This is a genomic window from Isoptericola sp. NPDC056134, from assembly GCF_042264825.1.
GTDB lineage: Bacteria > Actinomycetota > Actinomycetes > Actinomycetales > Cellulomonadaceae > Isoptericola > Isoptericola nanjingensis.
In genome coordinates this window covers 126,608-146,083 of record NZ_JBHJVM010000011.1, presented here as the reverse complement: position 1 = coordinate 146,083, position 19,476 = coordinate 126,608, and the positions used below count along the sequence as shown (strand labels likewise).

Annotated in this window: 15 protein-coding genes; 3 read left to right on the top strand and 12 right to left on the bottom strand. The window is 75.3% G+C overall.

Translation table 11 applies throughout. From position 1 onward, the window contains the following. The first annotated feature begins 176 nt into the window (after positions 1-176). A complete protein-coding gene (locus ACFCZN_RS12710) occupies positions 177-2,408 on the top strand; it encodes a prolyl oligopeptidase family protein (RefSeq protein ID WP_430557022.1) in 2,232 nt (743 codons plus the stop codon). A 39-nt stretch (positions 2,409-2,447) separates the two neighbouring features. Here the strand turns inward: ACFCZN_RS12710 and ACFCZN_RS12705 are convergent, their stop codons facing one another. From ACFCZN_RS12705 to ACFCZN_RS12680, 6 genes are all read right to left on the bottom strand, one after another. Next, positions 2,448-3,527, bottom strand: a complete 1,080-nt coding sequence (locus tag ACFCZN_RS12705; RefSeq protein ID WP_430557021.1) for a Gfo/Idh/MocA family protein — start codon at positions 3,525-3,527, stop codon at positions 2,448-2,450. Beyond that, positions 3,524-4,327 (bottom strand): ThuA domain-containing protein, encoded by an 804-nt coding sequence (locus ACFCZN_RS12700; RefSeq protein ID WP_430557020.1) that lies wholly within the window; start codon positions 4,325-4,327, stop codon positions 3,524-3,526. Before ACFCZN_RS12700 ends, ACFCZN_RS12705 begins: the two co-directional genes overlap by 4 nt. Before the next feature lie 76 nt (positions 4,328-4,403). Beyond that, positions 4,404-5,414, bottom strand: a complete 1,011-nt coding sequence (locus tag ACFCZN_RS12695) for a LacI family DNA-binding transcriptional regulator (protein ID WP_430557019.1) — start codon at positions 5,412-5,414, stop codon at positions 4,404-4,406. Between the two features lie 208 nt (positions 5,415-5,622). Next, positions 5,623-8,100: a glycoside hydrolase family 65 protein gene (locus ACFCZN_RS12690; RefSeq protein WP_430557018.1), complete on the bottom strand. Its 2,478-nt coding sequence runs from the start codon at positions 8,098-8,100 to the stop codon at positions 5,623-5,625. After that, entirely contained in the window at positions 8,097-8,843 is a 747-nt protein-coding gene (locus tag ACFCZN_RS12685; RefSeq protein ID WP_430557017.1) for an HAD family hydrolase, read from the bottom strand. Before ACFCZN_RS12685 ends, ACFCZN_RS12690 begins: the two co-directional genes overlap by 4 nt. A gap of 181 nt (positions 8,844-9,024) precedes the next feature. Next, positions 9,025-10,074, bottom strand: a complete 1,050-nt coding sequence (locus ACFCZN_RS12680) for a hypothetical protein (protein ID WP_430557016.1) — start codon at positions 10,072-10,074, stop codon at positions 9,025-9,027. Positions 10,075-10,229: 155 nt separating this feature from the next. Here ACFCZN_RS12680 and ACFCZN_RS12675 point away from each other — a divergent pair, with 155 nt between their 5' ends. Together ACFCZN_RS12675 and ACFCZN_RS12670 are read left to right on the top strand one after the other, a co-directional pair. Beyond that, entirely contained in the window at positions 10,230-10,724 is a 495-nt protein-coding gene (locus ACFCZN_RS12675) for an ester cyclase (protein WP_429766880.1), read from the top strand. Between the two features lie 30 nt (positions 10,725-10,754). Next, the gene (locus ACFCZN_RS12670; protein ID WP_430557015.1) at positions 10,755-11,567 is read left to right on the top strand and encodes a TrmH family RNA methyltransferase; all 813 of its coding nucleotides are present in this window, start codon (positions 10,755-10,757) and stop codon (positions 11,565-11,567) included. Between the two features lie 28 nt (positions 11,568-11,595). Here the strand turns inward: ACFCZN_RS12670 and mnmA are convergent, their stop codons facing one another. The 6 genes from mnmA to glp form a co-directional block, all read right to left on the bottom strand. Further along, positions 11,596-12,720, bottom strand: a complete 1,125-nt coding sequence (mnmA, locus tag ACFCZN_RS12665) for a tRNA 2-thiouridine(34) synthase MnmA (RefSeq protein WP_430557014.1) — start codon at positions 12,718-12,720, stop codon at positions 11,596-11,598. Beyond that, positions 12,717-13,904, bottom strand: coding sequence for a cysteine desulfurase family protein (locus ACFCZN_RS12660; protein ID WP_430557032.1), 1,188 nt, complete (start codon positions 13,902-13,904; stop codon positions 12,717-12,719). Before ACFCZN_RS12660 ends, mnmA begins: the two co-directional genes overlap by 4 nt. A 216-nt stretch (positions 13,905-14,120) precedes the next feature. After that, positions 14,121-16,388 carry a PhoX family phosphatase gene (locus ACFCZN_RS12655; RefSeq protein WP_430557013.1) on the bottom strand — a complete coding sequence of 756 codons (2,268 nt, stop codon included), beginning with the start codon at positions 16,386-16,388 and terminating at the stop codon, positions 14,121-14,123. Between the two features lie 164 nt (positions 16,389-16,552). Continuing rightward, positions 16,553-17,647, bottom strand: coding sequence for a molybdenum cofactor biosynthesis protein MoaE (locus tag ACFCZN_RS12650; RefSeq protein WP_430557012.1), 1,095 nt, complete (start codon positions 17,645-17,647; stop codon positions 16,553-16,555). Next, positions 17,644-18,177, bottom strand: a complete 534-nt coding sequence (gene moaC, locus ACFCZN_RS12645) for a cyclic pyranopterin monophosphate synthase MoaC (protein WP_429766887.1) — start codon at positions 18,175-18,177, stop codon at positions 17,644-17,646. Before moaC ends, ACFCZN_RS12650 begins: the two co-directional genes overlap by 4 nt. Continuing rightward, a complete protein-coding gene (gene glp / locus ACFCZN_RS12640; RefSeq protein WP_430557011.1) occupies positions 18,174-19,463 on the bottom strand; it encodes a gephyrin-like molybdotransferase Glp in 1,290 nt (429 codons plus the stop codon). The genes moaC and glp overlap by 4 nt, the downstream gene beginning before the upstream one ends. Positions 19,464-19,476 lie beyond the last annotated feature (13 nt).

The window sequence follows — 19,476 nt, the reverse complement described above, 5'->3', positions numbered from 1 at the left end:
GGAAGGATCGGGTTCCGGCGGACGTGACCGTGCCGCTCCGAAAGCGGCGTTCTCCGCGAAACCCTTGGAACGTCCATAGCGGGATCAATGCCCTGACCAGGAGTTTCTACCACGGGCACCCCCCGGGTGAAAGGCACCCGCGCCCCTCGGCGCGCCCGGCGGCTAGGGTGCCGAGCATGACCGCCGAGCACGTCGACACCGCCGCACCGTCAGCCCCGCCCGCCGCGCCGCCGTCCCCGCTCGACCCGGCCCGGCCGGACCCGTTCGCGTGGCTCGAGGAGGTCGAGGGCACCGAGGCGCTGGCGTGGGTGCGCGGCCGCAACGACCACGCGCACACGACCGTGGGTGCCGCCCCCGGGTTCGCGGAGACCGAGGCGGCGGTCCGCGAGGTGCTCGACTCCGACGAGCGCATCCCCGACGTCTCCCGGATCGGCGACCACCTGTACAACTTCTGGCGCGACGCCGCGCACGAGCGCGGCCTGTGGCGCCGCACCACCCTCGGCTCCTACCGGACCGACGCGCCGGAGTGGGAGACCGTGCTCGACCTCGACGCGCTCGCCGCGGCGGAGGGCGAGAGCTGGGTGTGGCACGGCGCGTCGCTGCTGCGCCCGACGCCCGAGCAGCTCGCGGCGGGCGAGCCCTGGCGCCGGGCACTGGTCGACCTCTCCCCCGGCGGCTCGGACGCGGACGTCACGCGCGAGTTCGACCTCGTCGCCAAGCGGTTCGTCCCCGCCGCCGAGGGCGGCTTCGAGCGCGACACGGCGCGCGACGACGGCCGCACCGGCGCCAAGGGCGGACTGGCGTGGGCCGACGAGGACACGGTGTACGCCTTCACGGACTTCGGCCCGGGCACGACGACGCCGTCGGGGTACCCGCGCATCGCGAAGCTCTGGCGCCGCGGCACGCCGATCGAGGACGCCGTCGTCGTCTACGAGGGCACCGACGACGACATGTACATCTCCGCGCGCCGCTCGCGCACGCCAGGCTTCGAGCGCGACCTCGTGAGCCGCTCGATCGCCTTCTACCGGTCGGAGACCTTCCTCGTCGAGGCGGTCGGGACGCCCGAGCAGCGGCTGGTGAAGATCGACGTGCCCGAGTCCGCGGAGGTCGGGCTTCACCGCGAGTGGCTGCTGGTCGAGCTGCGCGACGACTGGGCGCCGGCGGGCACCACCTACGCCGCGGGCTCGCTGCTGGCCGCGCCGGCGGACGCGTTCCTGGCCGGCTCGCGCGACCTCACCGTCCTGTTCGAGCCCACGCCGTCGACGTCGCTGGTCGGCGCCACGTGGACCCGCCACCACCTGGTCGTCAACGTGCTCGACGACGTGAAGAACGCCGTCCACGTGCTCACCCCGCCCGCCGGCACGTCCCCCGGCACGGCGGCCGGCGCGCCCTGGACCCGCTCGGAGCTCCCGCTCGGCGGCGGGCTGCTCACCGTCGGCGTGCGCGCCGTCGACGCTCTCGACAGCGACGACGTCTGGGTCACGACCACCGGCTACCTCACGCCGTCCACCCTCGCGCTGGCGACCGTCGCGGGGCCCGGGGCGGAGCCCGGCGCGCCCGAGCCGCTCAAGGCCGCGCCGGCGTACTTCGACGCCGACGGCATGGTCGCGGTGCAGCACTTCGCAGCCTCCGACGACGGCACGCGCGTCCCGTACTTCGTCGTGGGCCGCGAGGACCTGGTGGACCCGTCCGACCCGACGACGCCGGGGACCGCGCCGACGCTGCTGTACGGGTACGGCGGCTTCGAGATCCCGCTGCTGCCGGGATACTCCGGCACGGTCGGGCGGGCGTGGCTCGCCCGCGGCGGCGTGTACGTCGTCGCGAACATCCGCGGCGGCGGCGAGTACGGGCCCGCGTGGCACCAGGCCGCGCTGCGCGAGCGGCGGCACAAGGCGTACGAGGACTTCGCCGCCGTCGCGCGCGACCTCGTGGCCCGCGGCATCACGACGCCCGGGCACCTCGGCGCGCAGGGCGGCTCCAACGGCGGGCTGCTGGCCGGGAACATGCTCACGCAGTACCCCGACCTGTTCGGCGCGGTCGTGGTGCAGGTGCCGCTGCTCGACATGAAGCGGTTCTCGCACCTGCTCGCGGGCGCGTCGTGGGTGGCGGAGTACGGCGACCCCGACACCGACGACTGGGAGTTCGTCCGCACCTTCTCGCCGTACCACCTGCTCGACGGCGACCGCGCCTACCCGCCGGTCCTGTTCACGACGTCGACCAAGGACGACCGCGTGCACCCGGGCCACGCGCGCAAGATGGCGGCGCTCATGCTGGCCACGGGCGGGCCCGGCGCGGACGTCACGTACTACGAGAACGTCGAGGGCGGCCACGGCGGCGCGGCCAACAACGCGCAGGCCGCGCACATGTCCGCCCTGGCCTGGACGTTCCTGCGCGAGCGCCTCGCCTGACCGGCCGGGCCCCGGCGGGCAACCCGCCGGGACCCGGTGTCAGGCCGGCCCGAGGGCCGCGCGCACCGACGTCCACGACGCGAGCTGCACGCGCACGTCCTCCCGCGTCTCCGTGGCGAGGGCCTCGGCGTAGGCGCGCTCGAGCAGGTCGTCGACGAGGACCCTCGCGCCCGTGGCGGCCGACTCGACCGCCGCCGCCACCATGACGAGGCTGAGCACGTTCTCGTGCACCTCGCCCATGGGCGTGGGACCGCCGTCGAGCGCCGCGAGGAAGGTCGCCAGCGACCCGGCGATCCCGTCGCCGGGGTCCGCACCCTCCGCCGCGTCACGCGGCCCCTCGACGACCGGCTCGTGGTCGCCGTCCCAGCGGGCGGTGCCGTCGCGGCCCGACAGCCGCCAGGCCCCGTTCCACGACGTCTCCTGGCCGGGGCTGCACCAGCTGCCCGTGTAGGAGTAGCGGACGCCGCCCGTCATCTCGAAGATCGCGGTCGCCGCGGCGTCGCCGTCGTACCAGCTCCACGACGGGTTGAACTCCTCGCAGTACACCGAGACGGGCTCGGCACCCAGCAGGAACCGGGCGGTGTCGAAGGGGTGGATCGCCATGTCGAGCAGCAGCGGGTGCGCCATCGCGTCACGGAACCCGCCGAAGCGGGGCGCCTTGAAGAACTCCGTGGTGAGCACCCCCAGGTCGCCCAGGGTGCGCGCCTGCTCCCGGAAGGCGAAGAGCTGCCGGTTGTAGCGGCGCGACTGGCTCACCACGAAGAGCTCCCCCGTCACCTCCGCGGCCGCGACGAGCGAGAGCGCGCGCGGCACCGACTCGGCCACGGGCTTCTCGCCGAGCACGGGCAGCCCCGCGAACAGCGCGGCCGTGGTGACGGGGTGGTGCGCGGCCGGGACGGTGACGTTCACGACGGCGCGCGCACCGGTCTCCCGGGCGAGCGCGACGGCGTCCGTCCCGACCGGGACGTCCGCGAGCCCGGCGTCGGCGAGCGCCCCGCGGGCGGCGTCGAGGTCGAGGTCGACGACGCCGGCGAGCTCGGCCCCCGGCTCGGCCCGGATGGCGGACAGCCAGGCCCGGCCCATCCCCCCGGCGCCGACGAGGACCAGCGGCACGCTCACCGCGCGGCCTCCGCGGCGGCGGCGCGGGCTTCGTCGTCCAGCGCGCCGCCGTAGCCCTGGCCGCGGTAGAAGTCCTCGGTCTCGTAGCGCAGCAGCGTGGGGGTCGTGCGCTCGGGACGCACGGTCACGGCCCACCCGACGGCGTTGGAGATGACCTTGCGGACCCCGTCGTGGAAGTACGTCGGGTACTCCTGGTCGCCGGGGCGGAAGTAGAAGATCTTGCCGAAGCCGCGCCGGTAGGTGATGCCGGAGCGGAAGACCTCTCCGCCGGAGAAGGTGCTGAGGAAGACGGTCTCGTCCGGGGCGGGGACGTCGAAGAACTCCCCGTACATCTCGTCCTCCTCGATGATCATGGGGTGCGGGATCCCCTGCGCGATCGGGTGGGTCGGGTCGACCGTCCACACCAGCTCCCGGTCGTGCTCCGCACGCCAGCGCAGGGTGCAGGTGGTGCCCATGAGCTTCATGAAGATCTTCGACCAGTGCCCGGAGTGCAGGACGACGAGGCCCATGCCCTCCAGCACGTGGCGGTGCACCCGCTCGACCACCTCGTCGGCGACCTCGCCGTGCGCGGCGTGGCCCCACCAGGTGAGCACGTCGGTGTCGCGCAGCACCTCCTCGGTGAGCCCGTGCTCGGGGTCGTCGAGCGTCGCGGTGCGCACGCGCACGCCGTCGCCGAGGTTCTCCTCGATGCCCTGCGCGACGGCGCCGTGCATGCCGTCGGGGTAGCGGGCGGCGACCGACGGCTCGAGCTGCTCGTGGCGGTTCTCCCCCCAGACGGTGACGCGGATCGGTGCGGTCATGATGTCTCCTTCGCTCGGTGCCGGGTCGGTGCGGTGGCGGGTCGGTGCGTGGCCGTGGGTGGCAGGTCGGGCCGGGTCAGCCGGCCGCCGGCGTGGTCCGTGTCGACCTGCGCCGCACCAGCACCGCGGGCGCGAGCTCCCGCTCGCCGCCGGGCGGCGCGTCGCCGTCGAGCAGGGCGAAGACGCGCTCCATCACGCGCCTCGAGACGTCGCGCGGCCGCGGCGACGTGGCGGTGAGGCCGTGCGGCTCGGCCTCGGCGTCGAGGGCCAGACCGACGACGTCGACGTCCCGACCCGGCCGGCGACCCCGGTCTGCCAGCGCGCGGAACGTCGCGGGGACCGCGGTCGCGAGCACGAGGCCGGGCACCTCGCCGGACGCGAGGGCGCCGTCGACGACCCGCCCCACGTCCGGCTCGCCGGCCGGCTCGTGCCAGCGCAGCTCGACGCCGCGCCCCGCGGCCGCCGTGCGCGCCCCGCGCTCGAACCGCGGCACGAAGTTGACGCCCTGCGCGGTGACGTCCGGCCCCCAGCCCAGCACGTCCACCGTCCGGTGCCCCAGGTCGGCGAGCTCGGCCACGAGCAGCCCGCCCGCGGCCTCGAAGTCGAAGTCGAGGCAGTCGAGCCCCTCGGCGTCGTCCGGGATCCCGATGAACACGACGGGCAGCGGCAGCTCCCGCGCCACGTCGACGCGGTCGTCGTCGGTGCCGACCCCCATGACGACGAGGGCGTCGCACAGCGAGCGACCCGCCACCCGGCGCAACCCGGACGGGCCCTCGTCGGCGGTCACGAGGAGCACGTCGTGGTCGCGCCGCCGCGCGGCCAACAGGATCTCCTCGACGAACACCATGAGACGCTGCACGCTGGAGTCCGGGTCGACCGGCACCACGACCGCGACGGTGCTGGTGCGGTGCCCCGCCAGGGCCCGCGCCCCGGCGTGCGGCTCGTAGGTCAGGCGGTCGATGGCGTCCTGGACGCGCCGCCGCGTCTCCGGGGAGATCGGGCGCTTGCCGCTCATGACGTAGGAGACCGTCGACTGCGACACCCCGGCCTCGCGCGCGACGTCGGCGCTGGTCGGCCCCTTCGGCACGTCGTCTCCCGTCGTCGGCGGACGTCGCCGGGTCCCGGCGAAGGTCATCGATGCGCATCGATGCGCACTGGTCGACGACCCTAGCGACGCGCCGCCGGGGCGGCAAGGGTGTCGGCGGGCCTGCGGGTCGGGGGGGGGGGGGGGGGGGGGGGGGGTTGGGGGGGTGGACTTTGGGGGGGGGGGGTTCGGGGCGGCCTCGACCGGCGGCTCAGGAGTGCGGCACCGTCGCGGTGATGAGGGTGCCGTCGTCGCGGCGGTTGCCGGACAGGGCACGCAGGCTGGGGCGCCCCGGCCGCACCGGACCCTGGCCGTCGAGGGCGACGACGACCGGCTCGTCCGCGGTGACCGCCACCTGCTCGCCCCGCACGAAGACCGTCGCGCCCTCGCCGGTCTCGGCGACGAGCTCGAGCTCGTCCGTCCGCACCGTGACGCGCAGGCGCGACCCCTGCCACTGCACGCGGAAGGTCAGGGCCTCCCAGCCCTGCGGGAGGCGCGGGTCGAACGACAGCACCCCGTCGTGGTCCCGCATGCCGCCGAAGCCGAACGCGAGCGCCGACCAGGTGCCGCCCGCCGACGCCACGTGGACGCCGTCGGCGGCGTTGTCGTGCAGGTTCGCCAGGTCCACGAGCAGCGAGGACACGAAGTACTCGAGCGCGAGCTCGTGGTACCCGACCTCGGCCGCGACGATCGACTGCACGACGCCGGACAGCGTCGAGTCGCCGGTGGTCAGCGGGTCGTAGTACTCGAAGTCGGCCAGCTTCTGCTCGGCCGAGAAGTGCTGCCCCTGCAGGAACAGCGCCAGCACCACGTCCGCCTGCTTGAGCACCTGGTACCGGTAGATCACCAGCGGGTGGTAGTGCAGCAGCAGGGGGCGCTTGGTCACCGGCGTCGCGGCCAGGTCCCAGATCTCCCGCTCGAGGAAGTGGGAGTCCTGCGGGTGGATGCCGATGCTCTCCGCGTACGGGATCGACATGTGGTCGGCGGCCCGGGTCCACTCGGTGGTCTCGTGCACGCCCAGGGACAGGCGGTCCGCGAGGCGCTCGTAGTCCTCCGGGAAGTCCTCGCGCATCGCCTCCACGACGAACGCCGCGGCCCGCAGGTTGAACCGCGCCATGACGTTGGTGAACAGGTTGTCGTTCACCACGGTCGTGTACTCGTCGGGGCCGGTCACCCCGTGGATGTGGAAGTTGTCGTCGCCGTTGGCGCGCCAGAAGCCGAGGTCCTCCCACATGCGCGCCGTCTCGACCAGCACGTCCACCGCCTCGCGGCGCAGGAAGTCCGTGTCGCCCGTGGCCCGCACGTACTGCACCAGGGCGAAGCTGATGTCCGCGTCGATGTGGTACTGCGCAGTGCCCGCCGCGTAGTAGGCGGACGCCTCCTCGCCGTTGATGGTGCGCCACGGGAACAGGGCGCCCTTCTGCGACAGCTCCTTGGCGCGCCGGCGCGCGGCGTCGAGCATCTGGTAGCGGAACCGCAGGGCGTTGCGGGCGTACCGCGGGCTCGTGTACGTGAGGAACGGGAGCACGTAGATCTCCGTGTCCCAGAAGTAGTGGCCCGAGTAGCCGCTGCCGGTCAGGCCCTTGGCGGGGACGCCGGAGCCCTCGGCCCGCGCGGTCGCCTGGGCGAGCTGGAACAGGTTCCAGCGCACCGCCTGCTGGATCTCCGGGCGCCCCTCGATCTCGACGTCCGACCGCGCCCAGTAGTCGTCCAGCCAGGTGCGCTGGTGCGTGAACTGCTCCTCGATGCCGCCGGCGCGCACCCGGTCCAGGGTGCGGCGGCAGCGGTCGACGAGCTCGCGCGTGGGGACGCCGCGGGACGTGTGGTAGGTGACGACCTTGGTGAGGCGGATGGTGTGCCCCGCCTTCGCGTCGACGCGGAACACGTGCTTGGCGAGGTCGTCGTCGACCTGCGTGCGCACGTCCCACTCGTCCACGGTCTCCAGGCGGTGATCGGCCGCCACGGCGAGCGTCATGCCGGAGTTGGTGCAGCGGTACGACAGCACGAGCCGCTCGTCGTCGCCCCACCGGGTCTGCGGCTGCAGCACCCGGCCGGCGAACGCCTCCGCCTTGCGGGGGTCGAAGCCCTCGCCCAGCGACGCGGCGGGCACGTGGTACTCGTCCTGCCCGTCCTGCCGGTTGAGGATCTGCGACGAGATCGCCACCGGCCCGTCGGCGTCGAGCAGCGTGACCTCGAACGTCATGACGCCCAGGTGCCGCTCGACGAACGACACCATGCGCTCCGAGGCCACCTTGACCCGCTTGCCCGACGGCGTGCGCCACAGGATCTCGCGGCGCAGGACGCCGTCGCGCAGGTCGAGCGCGCGCTCGTAGCCGATGAGGTCGGCCACCGGCAGCAGCAGCGGCTCGTCGTCCACGTACAACCGGATCACCTTGGTGTCCGGGGCGTTGACGATGGTCTGGCCGACCTTGGCGAAGCCGTACGCCTCCTCGGCGTGCCGGATGGGCCACGTCTCGTGGAAGCCGTTGACGAACGTGCCGTGCGAGTGGGACTCACGCCCCTCCTCGACGTTGCCGCGCATCCCGAGGTAGCCGTTCCCCACCGCGAAGAGGGACTCGGTGACCCCGAGGTCCTCCGCGGAGAACTCGGCCTCCACCAGGCGCCACGGCTCGGCGGGGAAGCGCAGGCGGTCCACGGACCGCTGCTCGTCGGCGGTGCGGCGGATCATGCCCGACCCTCCTGCCGGTCGGCGGGCTCGTCCAGGATCGACGCGTCCAGCTCGCCCAGGTCGGCGACGACGCGGTCCGCACCGTGCGCGGCGAGCGCCTGCGCCCCGACGCCGCGGTCGACGCCGAGGACGAGGCCGAAGGGCCCCGCCGCGCCGGCCTGCACGCCGGACAGGGCGTCCTCGACGACGACCGCCTCGGCGGTCGGGACGCCGAGCAGCTCGGCGGCCCGGAGGTACGTGTCCGGCGCGGGCTTGCCCGGCAGGTGCTCGCGGGCCGCGACGTTGCCGTCCACGACGACCTCGAACCGCTCGGTCAGCCCGGCCGCGGCGAGCACGGCGGGCGTGTTGCGCGACGACGAGACCACGGCGACCTGCGCGCCCGCGGCCGTCACGGCGTCGAGGAAGCGCACCGAGCCCGGGTAGGGCGCGATGCCCTCCTCGTCGAACATCCGGTTGACGATCGCGTCCTTGCGGTTGCCGAGCGCGCACACGGTGTCCTCGCCGGGCGCGTCGTCGGCGGTGCCGTGCGGCAGCTCGACGCCGCGCGAGGCGAGGAACGTCGCCACGCCGTCGTACCGCGGCTTGCCGTCGATGTGCGCGAAGTAGTCGGCGGACGTGTACGGCGCGAGGCCACGGGCCTCGCAGTAGGGCGCGAACAGGCGTTCCCACGCCCGCATGTGCACCTCGGCGGTCGGGGTGAGCACGCCGTCGAGGTCGAACAGCACGGCTCGGAGGCTGGTCACGGGCGTCCTTCGCGGGTCGGGGTCGGGTCGCGGGCACCGTCCCCCTGCGGGCCGACGCCGGGGTTCAGCCTACGCAGTCACCGGGGCGCTCCGGGAGCACGCGCCGCGCCTCGGTGAGATCTTCGCGGATCGGTCCCACGACCGTCCCGGTCCCGTCCCGCTCAGGCCAGGTCAGCTCCGGTCAGGCGGCGGCCCGCTCCGCGAGCGCCTCCGCCACCCGCCCGAGGTTCGCCAGCTCCGCGCGACGGGTGTCGACGTCGGCGAGGCTCCGTCGCGACGCGGCGAGCAGCGTCACGTCGGCCAGCCCGGCCGCGGGCAGCCCGATGCGGCGCCACGGCTCGGCGACCAGGCGGACCAGCGCGCCGAGCTGCGGCCCGGAGCACTGCGAGACGGTGGCGGGCGGCAGCCCGGCCCACAGGCCCATGCCCCGCTCGGTCGCGCGGGCGAGCAGCTCCCAGGCGCGCTCGTTCCAGCCCGCCGCCTCCCCCGCGCCGCCGACGTCGGCGAGGTCCAGCCCGACGGCGTCCGCCCCCGCCAGCGCGACGGGCGGCACGCCCACCCAGGTGGCGCCGAGGTGCACGACGACGCGGGAACCGGCCTCGTGCGCGGCGTCGACGACGGGTCGCAGCCCCTCGACGACGTCGGGCCCGGGCACCGCCCGCAGGCGGGAGTAGCCGGAGAAGCTGGGCAGGACGCCCGCGTGCACCTGGCCCAGCAGGGGCTCGGTGAGCTGCACGACCGGCGTCGCGCCGGGGACCTGGGCGCGCACGTCCGCCACGTGGCGGCGGACCGCCTCGGCCAGCGCGAGCGACAGGTCGCGGCGGGCGCCGGCGTCGGCCAGGACGCGGTCGCCGCGCGCCGACCACAGCTGGGCGGCGAGGGTCCACGGGCCGGTGAGCTCGACGGCGAGCGGGCCGTCGTGCCCCACGGCCGCCACCGCCAGCGCGGACAGGTCCTCCCGCAGCAGGGACTCCGCGCGGCGCAGGTCGGCGCCGGGGTGGTCGGTCAGCTTCCAGCCGTGCGGGCCCAGCTCGACCGGCATCTCCGCCAGCAGCGCCGCCGTCCGGCCGACGGCGTCGGCCCCCGGCCCGCGACCGGTGAGCTGGGCGAGGAACGGGACCGGGTCGACGCCGGTCGGCAGCGACGCCAGGTCGTCGAGCACGGTCTGCTGCGCCACGAGCTCGTCGCGCGCGCCGCCGGGCCACGGCCCGTGGCCGGAGACCGCCGTCACGCGTCCGCCCTCGCTCCGGCCGGGCGCCCGCCCACGACCTCCACCACGCTGTCGCCCGATGTCACCCGATGTCACCTCTCCCACCCCGTCATGGCACGGCCGGTCGCCGCTCTCGAAGGGTAGGAGCACGGTAACGGTCCGACGAAGGAGTCCCGATGTCCGTCATCCTCGACCAGGCGCCCGCGGCACCCGCGGGCCGGGCCCCCACGTCACCGCTCGTGCACCCCTCGGGCGGGTCGTCGACCGTGCTGTCCACCCCCCGGGCGGTCGCCACCCGCGTCCACGCCAACGCCATGCCGTCGGGCGCCGAGGCGGTGCTGCGGCGCCAGCTCGCGCCCGGGTTCCGCAACCACGACGTGCTGCCGGGCTGCGCCGGCGGCCCCGACGCGCTCGTGGCGACGATGCACTGGTTCCACGACGCGTTCGACGAGCAGCGCGTCGAGGTGCTGCACGCCGTCACCGAGGGCGACCTGGTGTCGCTGCACGTCGCGTTCAGCGCCCTGCACTCGGGGTTCTTCCTCGGCGTCGCGCCCTCGCACCGGCGCTTCACCGTGCGCGAGATGCACCTGGTGCGCGTCGCCGACGGGCTCGAGGCCGAGCACTGGGTCATGCGCGACCAGGTGTGGTGGGAGCACGAGCTGCGTCGCTGAGCGCCACCGCCGCCGTGGGAGACTGCGCCCATGCGGATCACCGTGCGCAACGCCCGTTTCCAGCAGCTGCAGACGCTGCTCACGAACCGCACCAAGCGCGGTCGCGCCGGGGAGTTCCTGGTGCAGGGCGTCCGCCCGATCACGATGGCGGTCGAGCAGGGCTGGCAGGTGCGCACGCTGCTGCACGAGACGGACCGCCGGCTGTCGTCGTGGGCCCAGGAGATGCTGCAGGCCACGGGCGCCGAGACGATCGCGATGTCGCCCGACCTGCTCGCCGAGCTCGCCGAGAAGGACGAGGGCGCCAGCGAGCTGCTGGCCGTGGTCGCGATGCCCGCAGACGACCTGGCGCGCGTCCCGGTGGGTCCGTCGTTCCTGGGCGTCGTCTTCGACCGCCCCACCCAGCCGGGCAACGTCGGCGCGGTCGTGCGGTCCGCGGACGCGTTCGGCGCCGACGGCCTGGTCGTCACCGGCCACGCCGCCGACCCCTACGACCCGAAGGCCGTGCGCGCGACCACCGGCTCCCTCTTCGCGCTGCCCGTCGTCCGGGCGGCCTCGCACGGCGAGGTCATGGACTGGGTGGGCGCGCACCGTGCCGCCGGGCGCCCGGTGACCGTCGTCGCGACCGACGAGGACGGCGACGCCGCGCCCGCCGACGTCGATCTCACCGGCCCGGTTCTCCTCGCCGTCGGCAACGAGACCGCCGGGCTGTCGAGGGGCTGGCGCGAGGCGGCCGACGTCACGGTGGCGATCCCGATGGCCGGCTCGGCCAGCTCGCTCAACGCCTCGAACGCCGCGTCGATCGTGCTGTACGAGGCGCGCCGGCAGCGGCTCGCGCGGGGCTGAGCCCGTCCGGACCCGTTCGGGGACGGCGTCAGCCGCGCCAGGCGCGCGCGACGGTGCCCTGGCCGAGCACCCGCGTGCCGCGGTACACCACCAGCGACTGCCCGGCCGCGACGCCGCGCAGCGGGCGGCCGGTGAGCTCCACCTCCATCGCCGGGACGCCGTCCGCCGTCGTCGCCCGCACGCGGGCGGGCACGGGGGCGCCGTGGGCGCGGACCTGCACCTCGACGTCGTCGAGCCACGTGCTCCCGGCGTCGCCCTCCGGGGCGGCGAGCCACACCGCCTTCCCCGCCTCGATCCGGTCCACGCTGAGCAGCTCGGCCGGCCCGACCACGACGGTGTTGGTCGACGTCTGCACGTCCACCACGTACCGGGCGCGCCCGTCGGCGGCGGGGTGGCCGAGGCCCAGGCCCTTGCGCTGGCCGACCGTGAACGCGTACGCGCCGTCGTGCGCGCCGACGACGGCGCCGTCGGTGTCCACGACCTCGCCCGGGCGCGATCCGAGCCGGTCGCGCAGGAAGCCGCGGGTGTCGCCGTCGGCCACGAAGCAGATGTCGTAGGAGTCCGGCTTGGCGCTCACGGACAGGCCGCGCCGCTCGGCCTCCGCGCGCACCTCGGCCTTGGAGGCGAAGCCGCCGAGCGGGAACATCGCGCGCGCCAGCCGCTCCGGGCCCATCACGGCCAGCACGTAGGACTGGTCCTTCTCGTCGTTCGGCGACCGGTGCAGCTCGCGGGTCGCGGTGCCGTCGGCGGCCTCGCGCGTCACGACCTGCGCGTAGTGGCCGGTGGCGACGGCGTCGAACCCGAGGGCCGTGGCCTTGTCGAGGAGCGCCTCGAACTTGATGTGCTCGTTGCAGCGCACGCACGGGTTCGGGGTGCGGCCGGCCGAATACTCTCGCAGGAAGTCGGCGACGACGGTCTGCTCGAACGTCTCCGAGAGGTCCCAGACGTAGTACGGGATGCCGAGCACGTCCGCGGCGCGGCGCGCGTCGCCGGCGTCCTCGATGGAGCAGCAGCCGCGCGAGCCGGTGCGGAACTGGTCGCGGTTGCGGCTCAGGGCCATGTGCACGCCGACCACGTCGTGCCCCGCCTCCACGGCGAGCGCCGCGGCGACGGCCGAGTCCACGCCGCCCGACATGGCGGCCAGCACCCTCATGCCGTGCCCCCCGCACCGGCCGGCGCGGACACGAGGCCCGCCGCGCGGGCCCGCTCGACGACCTGGGGCAGCGCGGCGACGAGGCGGTCGACGTCCGCGGCGGTCGACGTCGCGCCGAGCGAGAAGCGCAGCGCGCCCCGGGCCTCGAGCTCCGGCACGCCCATCGCGAGCAGCACGTGCGACGGCTGCGGCACGCCCGCCTGGCACGCCGACCCGGTGGAGGCCTGCACTCCCGCGGAGTCCAGCAGGTAGAGCAGCGAGTCGCCCTCGGCGCCGGGGAACGTGAAGTGCGCGTTGGCCGGGAGCCGCGCGGCGGCGCCGTCGCCCGCGGTCGGGCCCGGGTCGGGGCCGCGCAGCACCGCCTCCGGGTCGACGGCGCGCACGCCCGCGACGAGCCGGTCCCGCAGGGCGCCCAGGGCCGCGGCGCGCTCGGGCCGGGCGGCGACGGTCTCCGCGAGCGCGACGGCGAACGACCGGATCGCGGGCACGTCGAGCGTCCCGGAGCGCACCCCGCGCTCCTGGCCGCCGCCGTGCTGCACGGCCTCGAGCGGCAGGTCGCGGCGGGCGAGCAGTGCGCCCACGCCGATCGGCCCGCCGAGCTTGTGCGCCGTCACCGTCATCGCGTCGACGCCCGAGGCCGCGAAGTCGACGTCGACCTGGCCCACGGCCTGCACCGCGTCGGTGTGCACGGGGACGCCGTGCTGGTGCGCGAGCCGCACGACGTCACGCACCGGCTGCAGCGTGCCCACCTCGTTGTTGGCCCACATCACCGAGACGAGCGCGACCTCGTCGCCGTGCTCCGTCAGCTCGGCGCGCAGGGCTGCGAGGTCGAGCCGGCCGTCGCCGTCCACGGGGAGCAGCACGATCTCCGCGCCCGCGTGCCCCGCGAGCCAGAACGCCGGGTCGAGCACCGCGTGGTGCTCGACGGCGGAGACGAGCACGCGGGTGCGGCGCGGGTCCGTGCGGCGCCGGCCCCAGAAGATCCCCTTGATGGCGAGGTTGTCGGACTCCGTGCCCCCGCCGGTGAAGATCACCTCGCTGGGCCGCGAGCCCAGCGACGCGGCGACGGACTCGCGCGACTCCTCGACGGCCCGTCGCGCCGCGCGCCCCGCGGAGTGCAGCGAGCTCGCGTTGCCGGTCCGGCCGGCCTCCGCCACGTACGCCTCGAGCGCCGCCCGCGACATCGGGGTCGTGGCGGCGTGGTCGAGGTAGGCGCCGGCGGGCGCCTCGGGGGTGGTCACGGTCCCCCAGTCTACGAACTGCGCCGGCGCCCACCGCCACCGCGAGATAGAGAACCCCGAGTCGCGAGATAGAGAGGCTGCGACGGGGCCGCTAGCGCTGCGGCCTCGTCGCGGCCTCTCTATCTCGCGACTCGGGGTTCTCTATCTCGCGCCCAGGGGTCAGCGGTGGCGCGGCCACGGGAACGGCCCGGGGCCGTCCCAGCCGTCGCCGCCCTTGCCGTGCCCGTTGCCGTTCCCGTTGCCGTGGCCGTTCCCGTGACCGTGGCCGTTCCCGTGACCGTGGCCGTTCCCGGGGTGCTCGCCCCGGCCGGTCCTGTAGACCTGGATCGTGGACGGGCGAGGCCCGCGCCACGCGCCGGCGGGGGCCCGCTCGCCCTCGGCGAGGTAGTCCGGGAAGTAGGAGTTCGGCGCGGCGAACGTGCCGTCCTCGCCCGGGTGCTGGACGTTGACGTAGACCATCGCGTCGCGCGAGTCGACGACCGGGCCGCACGTCTCGGCGTCGCGCGGCACGGACAGGAACTGCTCCACACGGCCCCGCTGGCGGCCCGTGAGCGTCACCTTGAACAGGCCGTCGCACTTCTGGATCGTCGACGGCGCGCCGTCCGTGGAGATCCACAGGTTGCCCTCGGCGTCGAACGCGAGGTTGTCGGGGCACGAGATCGGCGAGACCCGGTCGGCGGGGAAGCCGGAGAAGTACGTCGAGTCGTTCACCGACGGGTCGCCCGCGACGAGCAGCAGGTTCCACGTGAACGTCGTGGCGGTCTGGTCGCCGCGGTCCTCGATGATCTCCACGACGTGACCGTCGCGGTTGGTGGTGCGGGGGTTGGGCTCGGTGGCGCCCTCCTTGCCGTCCTTGCCGCGGTCGGTGTTGTTGGTGCACGCCACGTAGATGCGGCCGGTGAGCGGGTTCGGCTCCACGTCCTCCGGGCGGTCCATCTTGGTGGCGCCGACGGCGTCCGCGGCCAGCCGCGTGAAGACGAGCACCTCCTCGGTGGTCATGCCCGGCACCTGCGACTCGCCGTCCTTGACGAGCGGGACCCACTCGCCGGTGCCGTCGAAGCCGCCGTCGGAGGGGACGGCGCCCGAGCCGTCGATCTCCGACGCCGGGGAGTCGCCCCGGAAGCGCGCGACGAACAGGTCGCCCTCGGACAGCAGGGTCTTGTTGTGGCGGCGCGCCCCGCGGCTGCTGCCGTCGCGGAAGCGGTTCTTCGACACGAACTTGTACACGTAGTCGAAGCGCTCGTCGTCGCCCATGTACGCGACGGCGTGGCCGCGGCGGGACAGGATGACGTTGGCGCCCTCGTGCTTGAAGCGACCCATCGCCGTGTGCTTCACGGGCGCCTCGTCGGGCTCGTACGGGTCCACCTCGACGATCCAGCCGAACCGGTGGCTCTCGTACTCGTAGCCCGGGTTGCGGCCGTCGAACCGCGGGTCGTCGAGCTCCCAGCCGTAGCTCGTCGCCGCGTCCTTGAGGCCGTACCGCGCGTCGCGCGGGTCCTTGCCGTTGACGCGGAAGTTCGCGTTGTAGTTCTCCTCCCCGGAGACGACCGTGCCCCACGGCGTCGTACCGCCCGCGCAGTTGTTGAGCGTGCCGCGCACGCGGGTGCCGGTCGGGTCCTCGACCGTCTTCATGAGGTACGAGCCGGCGGCCGGGCCGTCCACGTGGAACTCCGTGTCCACGGTGATGCGGCGGTTGTAGCGGCTGATCCGCGAGTACGTCCACGGCGAGCCCTCGCGGTCGCGGCGCACCTCGACCACCGATAGCCCCCAGGCGGCGCGCTCGATCGCGCGGCGCGTGGCGGCGTCGTACGAGTCGTCGAACATGATCCCGGCGTTGGTGTACTCGTGGTTGCTCACCAGCAGGCCGCGCGTGCCGCGCTTCGTCGTCCCGCGGGGCCGGACGGCGTCCGGGTCGGCGGGCAGGATGTCGAGGTAGTCGACGTTGTAGCCGAACTGCTTGGCCTGCTGCTCCGGCGTCTGGCGCGCGGCGTCGAACGCGCGGCCGCCGGGCAGTATCGGGTCGCCCCAGCGGATGATCGGCGACCACTCGTACCCCTCGGGCACGACGAACGCGTCCACGCCGGCGTCCTGCGGTGCGATGGCGCCGAAGGCGAGGCCCTTGCCGGCACCGTGGCCTCGGCCCGCGGCCGTGACGGCGCTCGCTCCGGGCGCGCCCGCCACCTGGGCGCCCACGACGACGGTGGCGGCCGCGGCGGCCAGGCCGCCGAGCATGACGCGGCGGGACAGCGCCCGCGCCGCGACGTCGCGGAAGTACTCGTTGGCGGACTCGTTGGGCGCGGGGTGCGAGCACGCGTCGGCGCACTTGAGCCGGCACGTGACCGGGCTGCGCTTGCCGCGCGCGTAGTGAGGGCTGTGAGGCGCGGCCGCGAGCTCCAGCAGCGGGCGCGACTCGGGGGCGATCGTCATCGGGCACTCCTGAGGGTGAAGCAGTGTCGGGACAGGGGGTGACGTGCCCGAACGTAGGGAGCACCGATGGCGGGCGGCCGTCGTGACACCGACCCTCAGGTGAACAGCAGGTGACCTCGGGGTCGACCTCGGAGTCGACCTCGGAGTCGGCCTCGCGTCCGACCTCAGCCGAGCGAGGCCACCCACTCCGACGTGCCGTCGTCGAAGCCCTGCTCCTTCCAGATCGGCACCTCGGCCTTGAGCTCCTCGACCAGGTCCGACGCCGCGGTGAACGCCGCCTGCCTGTGCCCCGCCGCTACGGCCGCCACCACCGCGACGTCGCCGATCGTCAGGTCGCCGGTGCGGTGCACGACGGCGATGCGGACGCGGTCCCCCGTCGCCGCGGCCGTGCGGCGCGCGACGCGTTCCGCCACCGTCCGCAGCACCGTCGCCGCGTCCGGGTGCGCCTCGTAGTGCAGGCGCAGGACCCCGCGCCCGCCGTCGTGGTCGCGCACGTAGCCCGAGAACGTCGCCACCGCGCCGCACGCGTCGTCGCGCACCAGCGCCCCGAGCTCCGCGACCAGCGGGTCCAGGGGCGAGTCGACGACGTCGGCGCGCAGCACCACCGCCGACGGCTCCCCTGAGGTCGAGCCGGAGGCGTCCCGGTCGAGACCTGCGCGCTCGACCTCGGCAGCTGAGGCTCGACCTCGCGGCGTGGGGCCCGCGGGGTGGTCGCCGCCCGCGAGCTGGTCGACGGCGTGCGGCAGCACGTCGGCCAGCGCGTCGAGGCCGTCCGTCACGCCGCCGACGGAGCCGGGCAGGTTGACCACCAGCGTGCGGCCGGCCACCCCGGCGACGCCGCGGGACAGCGCCGCCGCCGGGACGGCCCGCTTCGCGGGGTCGGTCGGCGCGGTCGAGCGCGCACGGACGAGCTCCGCGATCCCCGGCACCTCGCGGTCCAGGACGGCGCGGGTCGCCTCCGGGGTGCGGTCGCGCGGGCCGAGCCCCGTGCCGCCGCTGGTGACGATCAGGTGCGGCACGTCGTCCGGCGCCTCCCTCGCCCCCGGTGCGAGCAGCGCGGCGAGCGCCTCGCGCACCGGCTCGCCGTCGGGCACGACGACGGGCTGCGACGTGCGCCAGCCCCGGGCCGCGAACCACGCGACGGCCGCCGGGCCCGAGCGGTCCTCGTACTCCCCCGCCGCCGCGCGGTCCGAGGCCACGACGACGGCGACGCGCCGCTGTGCGTGAGCGCCGGCGTGGTGCTCGTGCGTGCCGGTCATGCGTCCTCCCGGCCCGACTCGGAGGTGGACGCCGCGCGCGCCCAGTCGCCGGACGTGCCGCCCGACTTCGCCACCACCTGCACGTCGGTGAGCACGGCGGCCTTGTCGACGGCCTTGATCATGTCGTAGAGCGTCAGCCCGGCGACGGTGACCGCGGTGAGCGCCTCCATCTCGACGCCGGTGCGGCCGGTGGTGCGCACGGTGGCGGAGATCCCGACGGTGCCGGACCCGTCGGAGGCGGGCACGACGTCGATCTCCACGCCGGAGATCGGCAGCGGATGGCACAGCGGCACGAGGTCGGGCGTGCGCTTGGCGCCCAGGATCCCGGCGATGCGCGCCGTGGCGATCGCCTCCCCCTTCGGCAGGTCGCCGGACGCGATCCGCTCGACGACGTCCGCGCGCGTGCGCAGCACGCCCGTCGCGGTCGCCTGCCGCTTCGTCACGTCCTTGGCGGAGACGTCGACCATGTGGGCAGCGCCGTCGGCGCGGTAGTGGGTCAGGCCCTGCGTCGGGTCGTTCGGGTCGGTCAACGGAGCTCCTGGTAGTCGACGAGGTCGCCGGCGTCGAGGTGCGCGACGCCGGGCGGCACGTGCACGAGGACGGTCGCGGCGGCGAGGTGGGTCAGCAGGTGCGAGCCGGGTCCGCCGGTCATGCGCACACGGCCGTCGGTGTCGAGCGCGCCCCGCCGCACCTGGTGCAGCGCGGGCGGCGAGTCGAGCGGCTCGGCGAGCGGCGCGCGGCCGGTCGCGCGGCGGGCCGGCGACGCGCCCGTCGCCGCGGCGAGCACCGGGCGCAGGAACAGCTCGAACGACACGTACGCGCTCACCGGGTTGCCGGGGAACGCGACGAGCGGCACGTCCCGCCCGGACCCGAGGGTGACCGTGCCGAGGCCCTGCGGCCCGCCCGGCTGGACGGCGACGTGCCCGAACCAGGCGTCCGTGAGGGTCTGTCGCACCACCTCGTACGCCCCGGCGGACACGCCGCCGGTCGTGACGACGAGGGCGACGTCGCCCGCCGCGTCGGCGAGCACCCGGAGCAGCGCGTCGGGCCGGTCCGGCGCGACGCGGGTCGTGACCCGGGCACCTGCCTGCCCGAGCGCCGCGGTGAGCGCGGCGCCGTTGGCGTCGTGCACCTGCGCCGGGCCGAGCGGCGCCCCAGCAGGGGCGAGCTCCGAGCCCGTCGACACGAGCAGCACGTGCGGCGGGGCCGCGACCTCGACGGTCGTGACGCCCGCGGCGACGAGCGCCCCGAGCTGCGGGCCTCCGAGCGGCGTCGCGGCGGGGACCAGCACGTCGCCGGCCGCGACGTCGGAGCCCGCCGTCCGCACGAACGTGCCCCGCGTGACGGGAACGGCGAACCGGACCTCCGCGGACGTGGCCGGGTCCGGGAAGCGCGGCGGGTCGGCGTCCTCGATCCTGACGACGGCGTCGGCCCCGGCGGGCACGGGCGCACCCGTCATCACGGGGGCCGCGGTGCCCGGCTCCAGCGTCGGCGGCTGGGTCCCGGCGGGGACGGGCGCGACGACGGGCAGCACCACCGGGTCGCCGACGGACGCGCCGGCGAGGTCCGCGGAACGCACCGCGTAGCCGTCCATCTGGGAGTTGTCGAAGCCGGGCAGCGCGGCGGCGGCCGTCGCGTCGCGCGCCAGCACGCGGGGCGACAGCCCGGCGCCGGCGCCCACCTGCGTCAGCAGGGTCGCGACGTCGATCCGCGCGGACGCCCGCCCGCGCGCCGCCGCCAGGGCGGGCTCGACCGCCTCGGCCACCGCGGCCGCGTGGTCGGCCACCGACCGTCGCCGCGTCACGTCGTCATGCACGGGCGTCAGCCTA

Excerpts from the sequence above, each read along its gene's own strand:
- ACFCZN_RS12710 (WP_430557022.1), top strand. The coding sequence starts at position 177 with ATGACCGCCGAGCACGTCGACACCGCCGCACCGTCAGCCCCGCCCGCC.
- ACFCZN_RS12700 (WP_430557020.1), bottom strand. The coding sequence starts at position 4,327 with ATGACCGCACCGATCCGCGTCACCGTCTGGGGGGAGAACCGCCACGAG.
- ACFCZN_RS12670 (WP_430557015.1), top strand. The coding sequence starts at position 10,755 with ATGCGGATCACCGTGCGCAACGCCCGTTTCCAGCAGCTGCAGACGCTG.
- ACFCZN_RS12675 (WP_429766880.1), top strand. The coding sequence starts at position 10,230 with ATGTCCGTCATCCTCGACCAGGCGCCCGCGGCACCCGCGGGCCGGGCC.
- mnmA (WP_430557014.1), bottom strand. The coding sequence starts at position 12,720 with ATGAGGGTGCTGGCCGCCATGTCGGGCGGCGTGGACTCGGCCGTCGCC.
- ACFCZN_RS12650 (WP_430557012.1), bottom strand. The coding sequence starts at position 17,647 with ATGACCGGCACGCACGAGCACCACGCCGGCGCTCACGCACAGCGGCGC.
- ACFCZN_RS12655 (WP_430557013.1), bottom strand. The coding sequence starts at position 16,388 with ATGACGATCGCCCCCGAGTCGCGCCCGCTGCTGGAGCTCGCGGCCGCG.
- ACFCZN_RS12690 (WP_430557018.1), bottom strand. The coding sequence starts at position 8,100 with ATGATCCGCCGCACCGCCGACGAGCAGCGGTCCGTGGACCGCCTGCGC.
- ACFCZN_RS12660 (WP_430557032.1), bottom strand. The coding sequence starts at position 13,904 with ATGTCGCGGGCGGCGCTCGAGGCGTACGTGGCGGAGGCCGGCCGGACC.